This window comes from Pseudomonas sp. CP4 (assembly GCF_047758505.1).
Taxonomy (GTDB): domain Bacteria; phylum Pseudomonadota; class Gammaproteobacteria; order Pseudomonadales; family Pseudomonadaceae; genus Aquipseudomonas; species Aquipseudomonas fluorescens_AO.
The window spans coordinates 2,885,033-2,903,801 of sequence record NZ_CP180489.1 but is presented as its reverse complement, the minus strand read 5'-3'; the positions used below and the strand labels follow the sequence as shown (position 1 = coordinate 2,903,801).

General features: G+C 60.9%; 13 protein-coding genes. 10 read left to right on the top strand and 3 right to left on the bottom strand.

The annotated features are described in order from the left end of the window. The first annotated feature begins 3 nt into the window (after positions 1-3). Positions 4-1,824 (top strand): translational GTPase TypA, encoded by a 1,821-nt coding sequence (gene typA / locus ACMYUN_RS12835; protein ID WP_039756605.1) that lies wholly within the window; start codon positions 4-6, stop codon positions 1,822-1,824. 214 nt (positions 1,825-2,038) lie between these two features. On the opposite strand, the gene ACMYUN_RS12830 is transcribed toward typA, so the two are convergent. Continuing rightward, positions 2,039-2,476, bottom strand: coding sequence for a YkgJ family cysteine cluster protein (locus ACMYUN_RS12830; protein ID WP_025110918.1), 438 nt, complete (start codon positions 2,474-2,476; stop codon positions 2,039-2,041). Positions 2,477-2,735: 259 nt separating this feature from the next. On the opposite strand from ACMYUN_RS12830, the gene ACMYUN_RS12825 reads away from it, so the two are divergent. The 5 genes from ACMYUN_RS12825 to ACMYUN_RS12805 all read left to right on the top strand — a co-directional run bounded on the left by ACMYUN_RS12825 (position 2,736) and on the right by ACMYUN_RS12805 (position 12,336). Beyond that, on the top strand, positions 2,736-5,186 hold the full coding sequence (locus ACMYUN_RS12825) for a glycogen/starch/alpha-glucan phosphorylase (RefSeq protein ID WP_129998296.1): 2,451 nt from the start codon (positions 2,736-2,738) through the stop codon (positions 5,184-5,186). A gap of 251 nt (positions 5,187-5,437) precedes the next feature. After that, the gene (locus ACMYUN_RS12820; RefSeq protein WP_415763889.1) at positions 5,438-9,019 is read left to right on the top strand and encodes a DUF2339 domain-containing protein; all 3,582 of its coding nucleotides are present in this window, start codon (positions 5,438-5,440) and stop codon (positions 9,017-9,019) included. After that, positions 9,016-10,380, top strand: coding sequence for a DUF3999 domain-containing protein (locus tag ACMYUN_RS12815; RefSeq protein ID WP_415763888.1), 1,365 nt, complete (start codon positions 9,016-9,018; stop codon positions 10,378-10,380). Before ACMYUN_RS12820 ends, ACMYUN_RS12815 begins: the two co-directional genes overlap by 4 nt. A 340-nt stretch (positions 10,381-10,720) precedes the next feature. Beyond that, positions 10,721-11,731, top strand: a complete 1,011-nt coding sequence (locus ACMYUN_RS12810; protein WP_039756611.1) for a class 1 fructose-bisphosphatase — start codon at positions 10,721-10,723, stop codon at positions 11,729-11,731. Positions 11,732-11,733: 2 nt separating this feature from the next. Further along, entirely contained in the window at positions 11,734-12,336 is a 603-nt protein-coding gene (locus ACMYUN_RS12805; protein ID WP_039756613.1) for a DUF924 family protein, read from the top strand. A gap of 107 nt (positions 12,337-12,443) precedes the next feature. On the opposite strand, the gene ACMYUN_RS12800 is transcribed toward ACMYUN_RS12805, so the two are convergent. After that, positions 12,444-14,336 (bottom strand): methyl-accepting chemotaxis protein, encoded by a 1,893-nt coding sequence (locus ACMYUN_RS12800; protein WP_415763887.1) that lies wholly within the window; start codon positions 14,334-14,336, stop codon positions 12,444-12,446. Between the two features lie 281 nt (positions 14,337-14,617). Between ACMYUN_RS12800 and ACMYUN_RS12795 the strand changes: the two genes are divergently transcribed. Beyond that, positions 14,618-14,872 carry a hypothetical protein gene (locus ACMYUN_RS12795; protein ID WP_016772095.1) on the top strand — a complete coding sequence of 85 codons (255 nt, stop codon included), beginning with the start codon at positions 14,618-14,620 and terminating at the stop codon, positions 14,870-14,872. A gap of 29 nt (positions 14,873-14,901) precedes the next feature. Continuing rightward, positions 14,902-15,471 (top strand): lipocalin family protein, encoded by a 570-nt coding sequence (locus ACMYUN_RS12790; protein WP_039756616.1) that lies wholly within the window; start codon positions 14,902-14,904, stop codon positions 15,469-15,471. Between the two features lie 59 nt (positions 15,472-15,530). Here the strand turns inward: ACMYUN_RS12790 and ACMYUN_RS12785 are convergent, their stop codons facing one another. Continuing rightward, a complete protein-coding gene (locus tag ACMYUN_RS12785) occupies positions 15,531-16,895 on the bottom strand; it encodes a formimidoylglutamate deiminase (protein ID WP_415763886.1) in 1,365 nt (454 codons plus the stop codon). 146 nt (positions 16,896-17,041) lie between these two features. Between ACMYUN_RS12785 and hutC the strand changes: the two genes are divergently transcribed. Both hutC and ACMYUN_RS12775 read left to right on the top strand, forming a co-directional pair. Then, a complete protein-coding gene (gene hutC / locus ACMYUN_RS12780) occupies positions 17,042-17,752 on the top strand; it encodes a histidine utilization repressor (protein ID WP_162803449.1) in 711 nt (236 codons plus the stop codon). Next, positions 17,749-18,321 carry a HutD family protein gene (locus ACMYUN_RS12775; RefSeq protein ID WP_415763885.1) on the top strand — a complete coding sequence of 191 codons (573 nt, stop codon included), beginning with the start codon at positions 17,749-17,751 and terminating at the stop codon, positions 18,319-18,321. The genes hutC and ACMYUN_RS12775 overlap by 4 nt, the downstream gene beginning before the upstream one ends. The last annotated feature ends 448 nt before the right edge of the window (positions 18,322-18,769 follow it).

The following is an 18,769-nucleotide window of genomic DNA, read 5'->3' as shown; positions in this document are numbered from 1 at the left end:
CAAGTGATCGAAAATCTACGCAACATCGCCATCATTGCCCACGTTGACCACGGTAAAACCACCCTGGTAGACAAACTCCTGCGTCAATCCGGCACCCTGGAGCGCAACGAGCTCAACGACGAGCGCGTGATGGACTCCAACGACCAGGAAAAAGAGCGCGGTATTACCATTCTGGCGAAAAACACCGCTATCAACTGGAACGGCTACCACATCAACATTGTGGACACCCCGGGCCACGCCGACTTCGGCGGCGAAGTTGAACGCGTAATGTCGATGGTCGACTCCGTTCTGCTGCTGGTTGACGCTCAAGACGGCCCTATGCCGCAAACCCGTTTCGTGACCAAGAAGGCTTTCGAAGCCGGCCTGCGTCCAATCGTGGTGATCAACAAGGTTGACCGTCCAGGCGCGCGTCCGGACTGGGTTCTGGACCAGATCTTCGACCTGTTCGACAACCTCGGTGCGACCGAAGAACAACTGGACTTCCAGGTTGTTTACGCTTCGGCCCTGAACGGCATTGCCGGTCTGGACCACACCGCCATGGCGGAAGACATGACTCCGCTGTACCAGGCAGTAGTCGACCACGTTCCGCCTCCGGCCGTTGACCGTGACGGTCCGTTCCAGATGCAGATCTCCGCTCTGGACTACAACAGCTTCCTGGGTGTTATCGGTGTTGGCCGTATCGCTCGCGGTCGCGTCAAGCCGAACACCCCGGTTGTCGCTATCAGCGCCGATGGCAAGCGTCGCAACGGTCGTATCCTGAAGCTGATGGGCCACCACGGTCTGCACCGCATCGACGTTGAAGAAGCAGCAGCCGGCGACATCGTCTGCATCAGCGGCTTCGACGAGCTGTTCATCTCCGACACGCTGTGCGATATCAACAACGTCGAGGCGATGAAGCCGCTGACCGTTGACGAGCCAACTGTTTCCATGACCTTCCAGGTCAACGACTCGCCATTCTGCGGTAAAGAAGGCAAGTTCGTGACCTCCCGTAACATCAAGGATCGTCTGGACAAAGAGCTGCTGTACAACGTTGCACTGCGCGTTGAAGAAGGCGACTCGGCTGACAAGTTCAAGGTTTCCGGCCGTGGTGAGCTGCACCTCTCGGTACTGATCGAGACCATGCGTCGCGAAGGCTTCGAGCTGGCCCTGGGCCGTCCTGAAGTGATCATCCGTGAAGTTGACGGCGTGAAGCAGGAACCGTTCGAAAACGTCACCATCGACATCCCTGAAGAATCGCAGGGCAAGGTCATGGAAGAGATGGGTCTGCGTAAGGGCGACCTGAGCAACATGGTGCCGGATGGCAAGGGCCGTGTTCGTCTGGAATACAACATCCCTGCTCGCGGTCTGATCGGTTTCCGTAACCAGTTCCTGACCCTGACCAACGGTGCCGGCATCCTGACCTCGATCTTCGACCGTTACGCTCCAGTGAAGTCGGGCCACATGTCCGGCCGTCAGAACGGCGTTCTGGTTTCGGTTGAAACCGGCAAGGCTCTGACCTACTCGCTGGAAACCCTGCAGGCTCGTGGCAAGCTGTTCGTAGAACACGGCCAGGAGATCTACAACGGTCAGATCGTTGGTCAGAACAGCCGCGACAACGACCTGGGTGTGAACCCAACCAAAGGCAAGAAGCTCGACAACATGCGTGCTTCGGGTAAAGACGAGACCATCGCTCTGGTCCCACCTGTTCGCTTCACTCTGGAACAGGCTCTGGAATACATCCAGGAAGACGAGCTGTGCGAAGTCACGCCTAAGTCGATCCGTCTTCGCAAGAAGATCCTCGACGAAAGCGAGCGTACCCGCGCTGCCAAGAAAGCCAAGGCGTAATCTAGCCCTTGAATGAAAAACGCCCCCGGTCGCGAGACCGGGGGCGTTTTTGTTTGTCTGGGGTTTAAACGATATTTTTGCTGGCCCCATCGCTGGCAAGCCAGCTCCCACGGGGTTTTGGGTCGTATATAAAATATGTGTTCGACCACAATCATTGTGGGAGCTGGCTTGCCAGCGATGGCGGCCGGTCAGCCGCTGAAAATCTCAAGACCGATCAGAACTTCTCGATCGCGCGGAAATTCTGCACGCGCTCGACTTCCTTTGGCTTGTATGCGCAATACCCAGGCCGCGGGCCGATTTTCGGGTGGTTGCGGCAGGTGTCCGGGCGCTTGTCATAAATGGTGCACAGGCGGCTCTTACGATCCAGGTAATAGCAGTCGTTGTTGCTCATGCGCTGGAGGGTGAAGATCCCCGACTTCTGATTGAAACGCTCGACCAGACCTTCCTTCTGCAGACGCTTGGCGATGTTCTTCGGCGGATCGCCCAGTTCGAACTCGTCGACCACACCGATGCGCACCAGGTCCTTGATCTTCACTTCGACCGGCAGCGTGCAACAACTGGACATGCACGAGCCGCACATCGGTGCCGAGTATTTCGCCCACGTATCGAGACGATCAATCTCGGCGGCGGCGATCAGGTTGGGCTTCATCATCGGGAGTTACCAGGCGTGTATGCATCAGGGCGCGCGATCATACCGGGAGCGGTGGAATTTTGAACAACCTTTCGCCGGATATTTTCGCAGCCGCCGCATTTTGCCCGACAGGACGGCACGGCCCCTGCATTCATTGGCTCATCCGCCAAGGTTATGTCGCACTGGCGCACAGTCCGCGCAAATACTGCCGAACCAGAGCCGTTACCGCCGGTCAGACCGTCTAGGCTCAGAAAATTCCCGCTCGCTCGAGGTCCTGTTGATGACTCAAGAACCACTAGTTCGCGAAGCAGAGGTGGCCGCATTCCGCGACGCCGTCCTGACCAAACTCACCTACGCCGTGGGCAAAGACCCCGATCACGCCTTCGACCATGACTGGTTCGAAGCCATCGCCCTGGCTGCGCGTGATCACATGGTCGAACACTGGATGGACCACACCCGACAGATCTATCGCAAAGGCCAGAAGCGGGTGTATTACCTCTCGCTGGAGTTTCTCATCGGCCGTTTGCTCTATGACAGCCTGAGCAACCTCGGTCTGCTCGACGTGGCCCGTGAAGCGTTGACCGAACTGGGCGTGGATCTTGAGCGCATCCGCCTGCTGGAGCCCGACGCGGCGCTCGGCAACGGCGGCCTCGGACGTCTCGCGGCGTGCTTCATGGAAAGCATGTCGACCCTCGGCATCGCCGGCCATGGCTACGGCATTCGTTATGAGCACGGCTTGTTCCGTCAGGCGATTGTCGATGGCTGGCAGCAGGAGCAGACCGAGCACTGGCTGGATTTCGGCAACCCGTGGGAATTCGAGCGGCCGGAAGTGGTGTACCCGATCGGCTTCGGCGGCAGCGTCGAAACCGTCACCGATGCCTCGGGCAAGACTCGTCAGGTCTGGTCACCGGCGGAAACCGTGCGGGCGATTGCCTACGACACGCCGGTGGTCGGCTGGCGCGGGGCGAGCGTCAATACTTTGCGCCTGTGGCGTGCCCGCGCCATGGAAGACCTGCACCTGGAGCGCTTCAACGCCGGTGACCACCTGGGCGCCGTGGCGGAAGTGGCCCGCGCCGAAAGTATCTCCCGTGTCCTCTACCCGGCAGACAGTACCGAAGCCGGGCAAGAGCTGCGCCTGCGTCAGGAATACTTCTTTGTCGCCGCCTCGCTGCAGGATCTGCTGCGCCGTCACCGCAACATGCACACCTCGGTGCTGACCCTCGGTGATCACGCGGCGATCCAGCTCAACGACACTCACCCGTCAATCGCCGTGGCCGAACTGATGCGCCAACTCGTCGACGTCTACGACGTCGCATGGGACGCGGCATGGCAAGTCACCGTCGATACGTTGTCGTACACCAACCACACGCTGCTGCCGGAAGCGCTGGAAACCTGGCCGGTGGGGCTGATGGAACGCATGCTGCCCCGGCACATGCAGATCATTTACCTGATCAACGCGCAGCACATCGACTCGTTGCGGGCCAAGGGCATCCACGACTTCGACGTGCTACGTGCAGTGTCCCTGATCGAAGAAGACAACGGCCGCCGGGTGCGTATGGGCAACCTCGCGTTCCTCGGTTCGCACAGCGTCAACGGCGTGTCCGGTCTGCATACGCAACTGATGCGCAAAACCGTATTCGCCGAACTGCACAAGCTCTACCCGGAACGAATCAACAACAAAACCAACGGCATCACCTTCCGCCGCTGGTTGTATCAGGCCAACCCGGAACTGACCTCAATGCTGGTCGATGCCCTTGGCCCGGACGTGCTCGACCATCCCGAAGAACGCCTGCTCGAGCTCGAGCCGTTCGCTGAGAAAACTGCGTTCCGCAAAGCCTTCGCCGAGCAGCGTTTGCACAGCAAGAAGGCGCTGGCCTATCTGATTCACGAGCGCCTGGGGATTGCGGTCAACCCGGCGGCGATGTTCGACGTGCAGGTCAAGCGCATCCACGAATACAAACGCCAGTTGCTCAACCTGCTGCACACCGTGGCGTTGTACCAAGCGATTCGTGCCGAGCCGGAAGTCGACTGGGTGCCACGGGTGAAGATCTTCGCCGGTAAAGCGGCGGCGAGTTATCACCAGGCCAAGCTGATCATCAAGCTGACCAACGACATCGCTCGGGTGGTGAACAACGACCCGACCGTGCGCGGCCTGCTGAAGGTGGTGTTCCTGCCCAATTACAACGTCAGCCTGGCCGAGAGCATTATCCCGGCGGCGGACCTGTCCGAGCAGATTTCCACTGCCGGTTTCGAGGCGTCGGGTACCAGCAACATGAAGTTCGGCCTCAACGGCGCGCTGACCATCGGCACCCTCGACGGTGCCAACGTGGAAATGTGCGAGCGCATCGGTGCCGAGCACATGTTCATCTTCGGTCTCAGTGCGCAACAGGTTGAAGCGCGCAAGCAGAACCACGAGTTCAGTGCCGTACCCGACATCGCCGCCTCCCATCGTTTGAACGATGTGCTGCAAGCGATTCGCAGCGGTGTGTTCTCGCCGGACGATACCTCGCGTTACACCGGGTTGATCGACTCGCTGATCGACTATGACCGCTTCCTGGTCTGCGCCGACTTCGACTCCTACTGGGAAGCGCAGAAGCGTGTTGATGCGCACTGGCATGATTCGCAGAACTGGTGGCGTTCGGCGGTGCTCAACACCTCGCGGATGGGCTGGTTCTCTTCCGACCGGACGATTCGCGAGTACGCCACGGATATCTGGAAAGCACTGGAGTAACTTTCCGCGACAAATTTGCGCAAGGCCCAACGTTTGTTGGGCCGGATCGATATACTGAGCGCCGGTTAAAAGGCATCAGTCACCGCCGTACCCTGTGGGAGCGAGCCTGCTCGCGAAGCGATCGTCGACTTAAACAGAAATGTTGGCTGACAATCCGCCTTCGCGAGCAGGCTCGCTCCCACACGGTTTGTGCCTAGACTGAAGCCATCGCCGGACTCGCCCCGCCCCGGGGCTGCTTAGGGATATCGACCATGCAATGGATGTTCATGTTGATCGGGCTGGTGCTCGGTGGACTGCTCGACGAGTCGTTCAGTGGTGCGCTGTTGGGTGCGCTGCTGGGGCTGGTCATCGGCCAGATGCTGCGCATCGCGCGTCTGGGCGCGCAGGCGGCGGAGCAACAGCGTCAACTCGAGCAAGTGCGCGAAGCCTTGCAAGGCGTGGCTCAGCGGCTGTTTGTGCTGGAGGGTTCGCCCTCGCATGCGCCCGCGCCGCCACCTGAAGCCGAGCCAGTCGCCGCACCCGTCGACGTGGCTGAGCAGGCTGCCCCGAGCCCTGAGCTGATCTGGGAACTGCCGCCCGAACTGGAACCCATCTCCGCCGTCGCCGGCGAAACCAGCCAGCCGCTGCCCGCCGATTTCTGGCGCGCCGAACCGGCTCCCGTTGCCCCAGCACAAAAATCTGCCGAACCCCGTGGCCCGAACCTGATCGAACGCGGCATCAGCGCTGCGCGCAATTGGCTGTTTGGCGGCAACACTGTTCTGCGCGTCGGTGTAGTGCTGTTGTTTTTCGGCCTGGCGTTTTTGCTGCGTTACGCCACCGAAGGCATGGTGGTGCCGATCGAGTTGCGTTACGCCGGGGTTGCGGCAGCGGCGTTGGCCCTGCTGGCGCTGGGCTGGTGGCTGCGCCGACGCAACAGCAACTATGCATTGATGCTGCAAGGCACCGGGATCGCGGTGTTGTACCTGACGGTGTTTGCGGCGATGCGTCTGCATCCGTTGCTTGATCCGTCCGCTGCACTCGGTTTGCTGGTCGCGGTGACGGTGTTCTCGGCCATTCTGGCGATTACCCAAGACGCGCTGGGACTGGCGGCAGCGGCGGCACTCGGCGGTTTCGCCGCGCCGATTCTGACTTCTACCGGCGAAGGCAATCACGTCGCGCTGTTCAGTTATTTCGCCTTGCTCAATGCCGGCATTCTGGCCATCGCCTGGTTCAAGGCCTGGCGCCTGCTCAATCTGATCGGCTTCGTCGGCACCTTCGGTATCGGGTTCGCCTGGGGTCTGCGTTCGTATACGCCGGAACTGCTGTGGAGTACCGAGCCGTTCCTGATTGTGTTTTTCCTCATGTACCTCGGCATCGGCCTGCTGTTCGCCCGGCGCAAATTGCGCGACCTGCCCGATGCCCCGGCTGAGGCTGATCGCGAGGCGCTGCTGCAATGGTCGGCACGCAAGGGCGATTACGTCGACGGCAGCATGTTGTTCGGCCCGCCGATCATTGGCTTCGGTTTGCAGTTCGCCTTGGTTCAGCATCTGGAATTTGCGGCGGCCTTCAGCGCGCTGGCGCTGGGCATGATCTACATGACGCTGGCCAAAGCGCTGATGGGTGGACGCGCGATGTTGCTGGGCGAAACCTGCCTGGCGCTAGGGGTGATTTTTGCCAGCCTGGCGATTCCGCTGGGCCTCGATGCGCGCTGGACTTCTGCAGCGTGGGCGGTGGAAGGCGCGGGGATTTTCTGGCTTGGTTTACGTCAGCATCGGCCGTTCGCCCGCGCTTTTGCCTTGTTGTTGCAACTGGGTTCGGCGCTGGCGTTTCTCAGCCAGTTGCAGCTCGGCGAGAGCAGCCTGCTCGACGGCGCACCGCTGGGCGCGCTGATGCTCGGCGCCGCGCTGCTGTTCAGTTTCCTTCAACTGCGCAAGGCTACGCCTGAGCAGACAACGCCGTGGGAACGCCAAGGGCTTCCAGTGCTGGCATGTCTGGGCCTGACGTTCCTGTATCTGCTGGCACCGTTGTTCCTGTTCATCCAGGGCACGGCGATCAGTTGGGCGTTGGCCGGGTTGGCGACATTGTTTGTTGGCTTGCGAATTCAATCGCGCACATTCCTGTTTACCGCGTTCGCCGTGCAGTTGCTGGGCGGCGCGTTGTTCCTGCTGCGCCTGCAAAGTGCCGGCGAAGAATCGGCGGTGGTGTTCAGCGCCGGTTGGAGCGGTTTGCTCAGTGCGTCGCTGATCGGGCTGGCCTTGATCGGCGGCATGCTGCTCGCGGCTCGCGATGAGATGGTGCGCGCTGATGTGCGCTTGCTTCGTGGCTTATCGGTGATCTTGCTGGCCGGGCTGGTGCTGATCAATCTGGCGGTGCTGTTCGTGCTGCCGTGGCAAACCGCGAGTGCGGTCTGGGCGGCCAGCGGCTTGCTTATCATCTGGCTGAGCCTGTACCTGCAACAGCGTCTGAGTTTCGTTTTCGGCCTGCTGTTGCAGGTGATCGGCGGCGCAGCGTTTGTGCTCGGCGGCCCCGAATGGCTCGGGCCGCTATCCAGCGAAGGGCTGAAACCGTTTGCCCACGGTGGCTTCTGGACGCCGCTGGTGCTAGGGCTGGCCGCGCTGGTCGGTGCGTGGCGCTTGCAACTGAGCAACCATGCCAGTGCTTTTGATGCCTTGAGTTTGCAGCGCTTATCGCAGGTGCTGCTGGTCTGGGGTGCTGCCTGGTGGATGCTGGCGTGGGTCAGCGAAGTGCTGCGGTTTGCTCCGCCGGATCTGCAGGGCGCGTTGTTGCTGTTCGTCGCTGCAATCAGTGTGGCGCTGTGGACGATTTTGTCGCTGCGTCTGAAGTGGCCGGCGCTGGGGTTGCTCTGCACCTTGCTGATTCCGGCGGCGGCGCTGGTTTTGCTCGGCGCTTGGCATTCGCGCTACCACCCGGCCGCCGACTTCGGCTGGCTGGCGTGGCCGGCGCTGTTCGCGGTGCATTTCTTCAGCTTGCGCCGCTTGGCGTCGATGTTGCCGGCGCGCGCGTTGAGCGCCGCCCATGTGCTCGGTTGCTGGCTGCTGATTGGCGTGCTGGCGCTGGAGTTGCGTTACGGCCTGCTGTTGTTGTCCGAGCAATACAACGCCTGGCGCTGGCTGGGCTGGGCGATTCTGCCGAGCCTGTATCTGCTGCTGATGGCGGCACCTCGCAACTGGCCGTGGCCGGTCGCCGCTTTTGCTCGCGAGTACCGCTTGTACGCAGCGGCACCGCTGGCGGTGCTGATGCTGGCGTGGTTCTGGCTGGCCAATGGCGTCAGCAATGGCAATGCCGAACCCTTGCCTTACGTGCCGCTGCTTAATCCGCTGGAGTTGGGTCTGCTGTTTGCGCTGTTCGGCGTTTACATCTGGTCGCGCAGCGCCGTTGCGCAGTTGTCGATCCGCCAGGACTACGCCGACCACGCCACGCAACTGATCGCCGGGGTTTCGCTGTTCGCGTTCTGCACCGCGCTGGTCACCCGCGCTGCGCATCACTGGGCCGGCATCCCGTTCGAGGTCGATCAACTGCTCGCGTCGATGCTGGTGCAGGCCGGCCTGTCGATCGTCTGGACGTTGATGGCGCTGGGACTGATGATCGGCGGCCATCTGCGCCACCGCCGCGAAGTGTGGCTGATCGGCGCGGCGCTGATTGCGCTGGTGGTGGCCAAACTGATTTTTGTCGAACTGAGCAACCGTGGCGGCCTCGCCCGGATCGTCTCGTTTATCGGCGTTGGCGTGTTGCTGCTGGTGGTCGGCTACTTCGCGCCGCTGCCACCCAAACGCGTCGAGGCTGAACCGGCGGCGGACAAACCCGCGCCGGAAACCGAAGGAGTTGCATCTTGAGTCGCATGCTGAATCTGGGGTGGTTGGCGCTGGGCGTGGTGATGGTGGCCGGTGCTCAGGAAAAACCGGCGGACTTCGCCACGCAGGTGCCATTGTCGGTGAGCGGCAATGGCCCGTGGTATCGCCTCGACCTGCCGCTGAGCGCGCAATTGCAGGCGCGCCAGACCGATCTCAGCGATTTGCGTGTGTTCAACGCCGCCGGCGAAGCGCAGGCCTACGCCTTGGCTCGCGAGTCGGCGCAGACCCGTGACGACGGCAAGCTGCACGAGGTCAAGTGGTTCCCGCTGTACAACGCCGCTGACGCCAGCGAACGTGCGCCGAACGTGCGCGTGCAGTCGACCATCAACGGCACGCTGGTCGAAGTGCAACCGTCCTCGCAACTGGAGGCGGGCGAAGAAGTGCTGCGCGGCTGGCTGCTGGATGCCAGTGCAATCAAGGCACCGTTGCAGCAGTTGATCCTCGACTGGACCAGCGAGCGCGACGGTTTCCAGCGTTTCAGCATCGAGGCCAGCGACGATCTGCAGCACTGGCAGTCATGGGGCGAGGGCCAAGTGGCACGGCTGACCTTTTCCGATGAGCGCATCGAACAGCACCAAGTGAGCCTGCCGGGGCAGACCGCGCGTTACGTGCGCCTGCTGTGGGAGTCGCCGGGTTCGGCGCCGATCCTCACCTCGGCACAACTGAAGAGCAGCGACCCGCGCAACCTGCCGCTGCCTTTGGTCTGGTCGTCAAGCGTAGCCGGCAGCAGCACCAAGTCCGGGGAGTACACCTGGCAATTGCCGATGGGGCTGAATGTCGAGCGGGTGCAGGTTGAGCTGAAACAGCCGAACAGTCTCGCGCCGGTGACGTTGGCCGGTCGGCGTGAGAGCAACTTGCCGTGGCAGACACTGAGCAGCGGTTTGCTCTATCGCCTGAGCCAGAGCAATCAGGACGTGGTACAGAACGAAATCCCGCTGTCCGGGCAGACCGTGCAGCAACTCAAGCTGACCGTGGATGAGCGCGGCGGCGGCCTGGGGGAGCAGGCGCCGGACCTGAAATACGCGGTGCGCGCCACGCAGGTGATTTTCCTAGCCCGGGGCGAAGGGCCGTACAGCCTAGCGCTTGGTAATCCGACAGTGAAAACGGCGAACTTGCCGCTGGCAACGTTAATTCCGGATTTCAAGCCAGAAAAACTGGCGAGCCTGGGCAAGGCGACGGTGCAGGGCGAAGCGCTGGCTACGCAGACCTCCACGGCGACGACGGCGGCGGTGGCCGGGACCAACTGGAAGAAGATTGGACTGTGGGCGGTGTTGCTGCTCAGTGTCGTGTTTCTCGCAGCGATGGCGTTCAGTCTGTTGCGCAAGCCGCCAGCCAATACCTGAACATGGCCGGCGCCGCGCGCCATTCGCTGGCAAGCCAGCTCCCACAGTGATCGCGGTCGTTCACATATTTTGTGTACACCACACATCCTGTGGGAGCTGGCTTGCCAGCGATGGCGGCCGGTCAAACAACAAAAGTTCATCAGACTGCCGCTATCGCTCAACCACCACCCGCCCCATTTCCAACTACGCTCAACCCGACACCTGAACTCTGCACCGACAATCACGTCTCATACAGGCAAATACACCCAGGCGCACGTTAGCCGGCGTCTTCGCTCGCTAGGTTTTCAGACTCCCTGTAAACTGCGCGGGTTTTCCGCCCCCCATTCCACCGGAGCCGTCCATGTCCCGCGTTACCTTGAGTCGCTATTTGATTGAGCAGACCCGCAGCAACAACACTCCTGCCGATCTGCGCTTTTTGATCGAAGTGGTGGCGCGTGCCTGCAAGGAGATCAGCCACGCCGTATCCAAAGGCGCCCTGGGTGGTGTTCTGGGCAGCATGGGCACCGAGAACGTGCAAGGCGAAGTGCAGAAGAAGCTCGACGTACTGTCGAACGAAATCCTTCTCGAAGCCAACGAATGGGGCGGTCACCTGGCCGGCATGGCGTCCGAAGAAATGGACAATGCCTACCAGATCCCGGGCAAATATCCGAAAGGCGCGTACCTGCTGGTCTTCGACCCACTGGACGGCTCTTCGAACATCGACATCAACGCCCCGGTCGGCACGATCTTCTCGGTACTGCGTTGCCCGAACGAATACCTGAGCCAGAACGAGCCGCTGAACGAAAAAGCCTTCCTGCAGCCAGGCACCCAACAGGTTGCCGCCGGTTACGCGATCTACGGCCCGCAGACCATGCTGGTGCTGACCTTGGGCGACGGCGTCAAAGGCTTCACCCTGGACCGTGAAATGGGCAGTTTCGTCCTGACCCACGAAGACATCACCATTCCTGAAACCACTCAGGAATTCGCCATCAACATGTCCAACCAGCGTCACTGGGAAGCCCCGGTACAGCGCTATGTCGGCGAGCTGCTGGCCGGTGAAGAAGGTCCACTGAAAAAGAACTACAACATGCGTTGGGTCGCGGCGATGGTTGCCGACGTACACCGCATCCTGACCCGTGGCGGTCTGTTCATGTACCCGCGCGACAGCCGTGAGCCGTCGAAACCGGGCAAGCTGCGCCTGATGTATGAAGCCAACCCGATGTCGTTCCTCGTCGAACAGGCCGGCGGCGCGTCCACCGATGGTCACCAGCGCATTCTCGACATTCAGCCGGAAGGCCTGCACCAGCGCGTTGCAGTGTTCCTCGGCTCGAAAGAAGAAGTCGCACGCGCCACGGCTTACCACAAGGAATAAACATGACTGCACCCTGGCAGCCGTTGCTTGACTGGTGGTTCGGACACGCTGAATCACCGAATGCAGTAGCGGCTGAAAAGGGCAAGTTGTGGTTCGGCAAGCGAGACAGCCAAGACCTCGAAGCGCAGACGCGTTTCGGGGTCTTCGTCGATCAGGCCCTGGCTGGTGAATTGACCGAGTGGACGCAATGTCCCGAAGGTTGGCTGGCGGTGGTGCTGTTGCTCGATCAACTGCCACGCATGATCTATCGCAATACCCCCAAAGCGTTTTCCGGTGATCTGCGCGCGCAGAAACTCGTCGCGCAAGGCGTTGCGGCGGATTTTGATCGGCAATTGAAGCCGATTCAGCGCGTATTCATTTACCTGGTGTTCGAACACTGCGAAAACCTCGCGGTGCAGAACGAGGCGGTTTCCAGATTTATCGAATTGGTGTCTGAACAGCCGGAATCGGAGCGGGCGGTGTTTGCCGATAACCTGGACTATGCCGAGCGGCATCGGAAGGTGATTGCCCGTTTTGGAAGATTTCCGCACCGCAATGCGGTGTTGGGGCGGGAGTCTACGGCTGAGGAATTGGAGTTTCTGTCCAGGCCCGGTTCAAGATTCTGAATCTTCAGTGCGGCTTATGCCGCTTTCGCGAGCAGGCTCGCTCCCACAATTGAAATGCATTCCACTGTGGGAGCGAGCCTGCTCGCGAAGAGGCCTGAGGCCGCAGCTTAAATCCTGAAGCTGCCGACCAGATGCTTCAACCGCGCCGCCTGCTGCTCAAGATCCGAACAGGCGCGCAACGTCGCCTGCAAGTTCTCCACCCCTTCCTGATTAAGGGTGTTGATCTCGTTGATATCAACGTTGATCGACTCGACCACGGCGGTCTGTTCTTCGGTCGCGGTGGCTACCGACTGGTTCATGCCGTCGATTTCGCCGATGCGCTGGGTCACGCTGCCCAGACGCTCGCCGGCCTGGTTGGCGATGCCGACGCTGCTTTCGCTCTCGCGCTGGCTCTCGGTCATGATGGTCACCGCCTGGCGCGCGCCGACCTGCAACTCTTCGATCATCTTCTGCACTTGCTGCGCCGAATCCTGGGTGCGGTGCGCGAGGTTGCGTACCTCGTCGGCGACCACGGCGAAGCCACGACCGGCCTCACCGGCGCGCGCAGCTTCGATAGCCGCGTTGAGTGCGAGCAGGTTGGTCTGATGCGAGATGCTGGTGATCACCTCTAGAATCTGGCCGATGTTCACCGTGTTGCTGTTCAGGGTTTCGATGTTGCCGCAGGAGTCGCTGATCTTTGCCGACAGTTGCTGCATGGCCTGAATGGTTTTATCCACCACCTGCTGGCCATCGACCGCGAGGCTGCGCGCATCGCTGGAGTGTTGCGAGGCGAGGGCGGCGTTTTGTGCGATTTCCTGGGCGGCGGCGCCGAGCTGATTGATCGCGGCGGCGACGCTGTTGGTGCGGCTGGCCTGTTGGTCGGAGTTGTACATCGACGAGTTCGATGCCGCGACCACGCGCAAAGCGACTTCGTTGACCTGGCCGGTGGCCGAGGACACTTCGCGGATCGACGTGTGGATGCGTTCGACGAAGCGGTTGAACGAAGTGCCCAGCGCGCCGAATTCATCGTTGCCGTGAATCACCAGGCGCTTGGTCAGGTCGCCTTCGCCTTCAGCGATGTCATGCATCGCGCGGCCCATGGTCAGCAGCGGTTGCATCAGCACGCGAATCAGCATGCCGAGCAGGCCGATGATGATCAGTACGGCGATGACCATGGCGATCAGCGCCGAGGTGCGAAATTCGCTGAGCATCGAGAACGCGGTGTCTTTGTCGAGCACCAGCGCCACGTACCAGTCAGCCGAAGGCACGCCGTTGACGCGCGTGAAGGAAATCAACTGGGTCTTGCCGTCGAACTCGACCTCTTTCAGGCCCGGACTGACTTGAGGCGCGCCGTTCGGATAGGCCTCGGCGAGGGACTTGAGCACCAGTTTGCTGTCCGGGTGGATCAGGATCTTGCCTTCGGCGCTGACGATGAATGCATGACCGTGGCCGCCGAAGTTCAGCGAGTTGATGATCGCGCTGACGCTGGTCAGATCAATGTCGGCACCAGCGACGCCGAGCATCTGGCCCTGACGCTGCACCGGGGTTGCGACGGTGATCACCAGTTTGCCCGACGAAGCGGCGATGTACGGTTCGGTGACGATGGTCTGCTGTGCGCTATTGGCGGCTTTGTACCAGCCGCGCGCCCGTGGATCGTAGTCCGGCGCACGGTTGCCGGCCGGCACCGAGAACATCACGCCGTCGGCACCGCCAAAATAGCTGAGCTGGAAATTGCCGGTGTAGGCGGGCAGGTCAATGATGCGCTTGAGGCTGGCGGGAGCGTTGCCATCGACAGCGACCTGCTGCGACAGAGATTGCAGCAATTGAATGCGGCTTTCCAGCCAGGTCTGGATGTTGCTGGTGGTCAGGCTGCCCAGCTCCTGCATGGTCGCTTCGGTGCTGCTGCTCAAGGCCTGACGCTGGCGATAGTCGTTGAAGAAGATGAAACAGGCGAACGCAACGGCCACCACAAGGGCAGCAGCCAGCAGAATCTTGTGGCTGAATTTCATGTTTCTGGTCATCGAATGAACTACCGCGAAGGGGCTGGTCAGGAAAGGGCGGCAATTTGCCATATTCGGCAGCGTTGCGCTGCTCTTATTTCGACCGCGCCGCGCCAAAGATTAGGCGCTTGCGGGGAAAGTCGACGAAATGCTCGACAGCTTCACAAAGTTTTTGATTTATCGGCAAAAGCCAGACGGGCGGGCTGATAAATAGGCGTTCGGGCACGGAACCAGATGACACTTTTCTCTTCTAAGCTTCTGGTTGGCACCATGCCATCCCCCCTCGTTCCAGGAGTTTCACCATGTCGCTGCGATCTATCGCCCTGCTGTCGTTTTGCGTGCTGTTGGCCGCATGCAGCAAGGTCAATCAGGAAAACTACTCCAAGCTCTCGGCCGGCATGGCCAAGTCCGAAGTGGAAACCCTCCTCGGCAAGCCCACCGATTGCTCGGGCGCGCTCGGTATGTCCAGCTGCACCTGGGGCGACAAGAACAGCTTTATCAGCGTGCAGTACGCCGGTGACAAAGTGCTGATGTTTTCCGGCCAAGGCCTGAAGTAAACCGGGGCTTCGCGCCCACGGAGAAAAAAATGAAGCGGTTATTGCTGATCCTTTTCGCTGGCCTGGTACTGGCTGGCTGCGCCACTTCCGGCGTCGACCCGTTGGCGCCCAAGACCGTCGACAGTGTCAATCTCAAGCGTTATCAGGGCACCTGGTATGAACTGGCACGCTTGCCGATGTTCTTTCAGCGCCACTGCGCGCAATCCGAAGCCCACTACACCCTCAAGCCTGACGGTAACGTCGGCGTGCTCAACCGTTGCCTGACCCCGGAGTGGCAGTGGGAAGAGGCCAAAGGCACGGCTTATCCACAGGTGCCGGGCAAGACCGACAAGCTCTGGGTCGAATTCGATAACTGGTTCTCGCGCCTGGTGCCGGGCGTGGCGAAGGGCGAGTACTGGGTGCTGTACGTCAGCGACGATTACAAGACCGCCATCGTCGGCGACCCGAGTCGCAAGTACATGTGGCTGTTGTCACGCACGCCAACCGTTAACGGTGTGGTACGCGAAGAATTGCTGAGCAAGGCGCGTCAGCAGGGTTACGACACCACACGCCTGATCTGGCGCGCGTCGGACCGGCAGATGGCCAAGACGTCCAATTAAGCCTCGTTACAAATCAAATGTGGGAGCGAGCAGGCTCGCTCCCACAGTTTGGTTTTGGGTCAGCCCAAGAGATCGCGCAGGACCTGGGTGAATGCGCGAGCGCTGTCCTCTTCGCCAGCATGCCGGCCATCGCGCACCACCCACTGACCATTGACCAGCACATCGCGCACCTGGCGATCGCCGCCGGCGAACAACCAGCGATTGAGAATCCCGTCCCCCGAAGCCGTCGCCAGATACGGATCGTTGCCATCGAGCACAATCCAGTCCGCGCGCTTGCCTACTTCCAGCGCGCCGATCGGCTGCCCCAGTGCCTGTGCACCGCCGTCCAGCGCCGCGTCATACAGGGTGCGCCCGATCATCGGCTGGTCCGCGCCGTACAAGCGATTGCGCCGCTGATCGCGCAGGCGCTGGCCATATTCCAGCCAGCGCAACTCTTCCACCACGCTCAGCGACACATGGCTGTCGGAGCCAATGCCCATGCGCCCGCCCTGGGCGAGGAAATCCACCGCCGGGAAAATCCCGTCGCCCAGATTTGCTTCAGTGGTCAGACACAGCCCGGCGATCGCGCGACTTTTGGCCATCAGCGTGACTTCTTCCGGGTTGGCGTGGGTGGCGTGGACCAGGCACCAGCGCTGATCGACTTCGGTATTTTCGTACAGCCATTGCAGCGGCCGCCGACCGCTCCAGCTCAGGCAATCGTCGACTTCTTTCTGCTGCTCGGCGATGTGGATGTGCACAGGGATCTGCTTGTCACTGGCGGCGAGCACTTCGCTGATCTGCTGCGGCGTCACCGCGCGCAACGAGTGGAAACACAGGCCCAACGATTGCGCTTTCTGCTGCGCCAGTAATGGCTGCAAACGCGCTTGCAGATTCAAATAGTTTTCAGTGCTGTTGATAAAGCGACGCTGGCCGTCATTGGGTGTTTGCCCGCCGAAACCGGAATGGCTGTAGAGCACCGGCAGCAGGGTCAACCCGATACCGCTTTCACTCGCGGCCTGGCTGATTCGTAGCGCCAGTTCGGCCGGATCGGCGTACGGCTGGCCGTTGTTGTCGTGGTGCACGTAGTGAAATTCGGCGACCGAGGTGTAACCGGCCTTGAGCATTTCGATGTACAGCTGACGGGCGATGATGCCGAGCTGATCGGGGCTGATCTTTCCGACGAGGCGGTACATCAGATCGCGCCAGGTCCAGAAACTGTCGTTGGGGTTGCCGGCCACTTCGGCCAGTCCAGCCATGGCGCGCTGGAAGGCGTGAGAGTGCAGATTGGGCATTCCCGGCAGCAACGGCCCGCGCAGCCGCTCGGCGCCGTCTGCGCTGGAATCGGCCTGGATTCGGGTCAACAGCCCATTGGCGCTGACCTCGAGACGTACATTGTTGGCCCATCCGTTAGGCAGCAGTGCGCGTTCGGCAAAGAAGGCGGACATCGTTCGGCACCCCATCGTGTGTTATTTGTATATACATATACAGACGTTTGCCTGCCCGGTAAACTCCGGCAAGCTAGTCACTTTCATCCAATGAACAGGGATCAACCGTGCCGACTCCGCCTCCAGTTTCTCCGTTGGCCGCGAACATGGGCGACAGTCCGGCGCCTTTGTACGCCCGCGTTAAACAGATGATCACCCAGCAGATCGACAGCGGTAACTGGCCGCCGCACTACCGCGTGCCGTCCGAAAGCGAACTGGTCAGCCAGCTCGGCTTCAGCCGCATGACCATCAACCGCGCCTTGCGCGAGATGACCGCCGACGGCCTGCTGGTGCGCATGCAAGGCGTGGGCACGTTTGTCGCCGAGCCGAAGAGCCAGTCCGCACTGTTCGAAGTGCATAACATCGCTGACGAAATCGCTTCGCGCGGCCATCGCCACACCTGCCAGGTCATCACCCTTGAAGAAGAGGCTGCCGGCTCCGAGCGCGCACTGGCGCTGGACATGCGCGAAGGCCAGAAAGTATTCCATTCTCTGATCGTGCATTACGAAAACGACATTCCGGTGCAAATCGAAGACCGTTTCGTCAACGCACTGGTGGCGCCGGAATACCTCAAGCAGGACTTCACCCTGCAAACACCTTACGCCTACCTCAATCAGGTCGCGCCGCTGACCGAGGGTGAGCACGTGGTCGAAGCGATTCTTGCCGAGCCGTCGGAATGCAAGTTGCTGCAGATCGAGAAAGGCGAGCCGTGCCTGCTGATTCGTCGCCGTACTTGGTCTGGGCGTCAACCGGTGACCGCTGCACGTTTGATCCACCCGGGTTCGCGTCATCGTCTGGAAGGACGCTTTCATAAATGAATTATCAAGTGAAGGTTTTACGCGCTGAAGGCTACCCGCGCATGCCGTGGAAAAACGGCGGCGGCAGCACCGAGGAAATCACTCGTGATGCCGGCACTGGCCTGGACGGTTTCGGCTGGCGCCTGTCGATTGCCGACATCGCTGAATCGGGCGGTTTCTCGACATTCGCCGGTTACCAGCGAGTCATCACCGTGTTGCAGGGCGACGGCATGACTCTGTGTGTCGACGGTGACGATACCCGCCCACTGTTACCGCTCGACCCGTTTGCCTTCAGCGGCGAAAGTCAGGTGTCCTGCACGTTGCTCGGCGGTGCGATTCGCGATTTCAATCTGATCTATGCGCCGCAACGTTACAGCGCGCGGTTGCAATGGCTGGAGGGTGAGCAGCGGTTTTTCAGCTCGGCATCGACGTTGCTGGTGTTCAGTGTCAGTGAGCTGATGGAGGTGCGTGTTGGCGACGGCGTTTCGCAGCTCGGTCGGCATGATTGTCTGCAACTGGACGGTAACAGTGGGCTGGTCGAAGTCTCCACCCATGGCGCTTGCTGCATAGTCGAACTTCTCCAAAGCTGACCCCTGTGGCGAGGGGATTTATCCCCGTGGGTCGCGAAGCGGCCCCATTCCTGGTTAAAAAAGCGGTCTGCTGCGCAGCCCATCGGGGATAAATCCCCTCGCCACAAGCCATCCCCACTCTTGTTTCCCTCCACGCACCAACTTGTTACCGAACGCCCCAGCGTGGCGCAAAACCACGCTCACTTGGCCCAGCCGCATCTCCTCGGAATCCCCTACCGGAAAATTTCGTCCACGCCAGAACCCTCGATTCAGGCGCTCTCCAGCCTAGCTCGCGATTTTTCCTGAACGCTCCTCCCACAAGTTGGCCGCTTGATTGCATATGCTTGTATGTACAAGTAAAGACGTATGCGTATGAGTCGTCCGAGACTCTCCGCAGCGTCCACTGATTCGCTTGTCGCGCAGCACAGCGCGCAGGCTGCTGCCCACTGCCAGGGTTGGTTTGAATTGA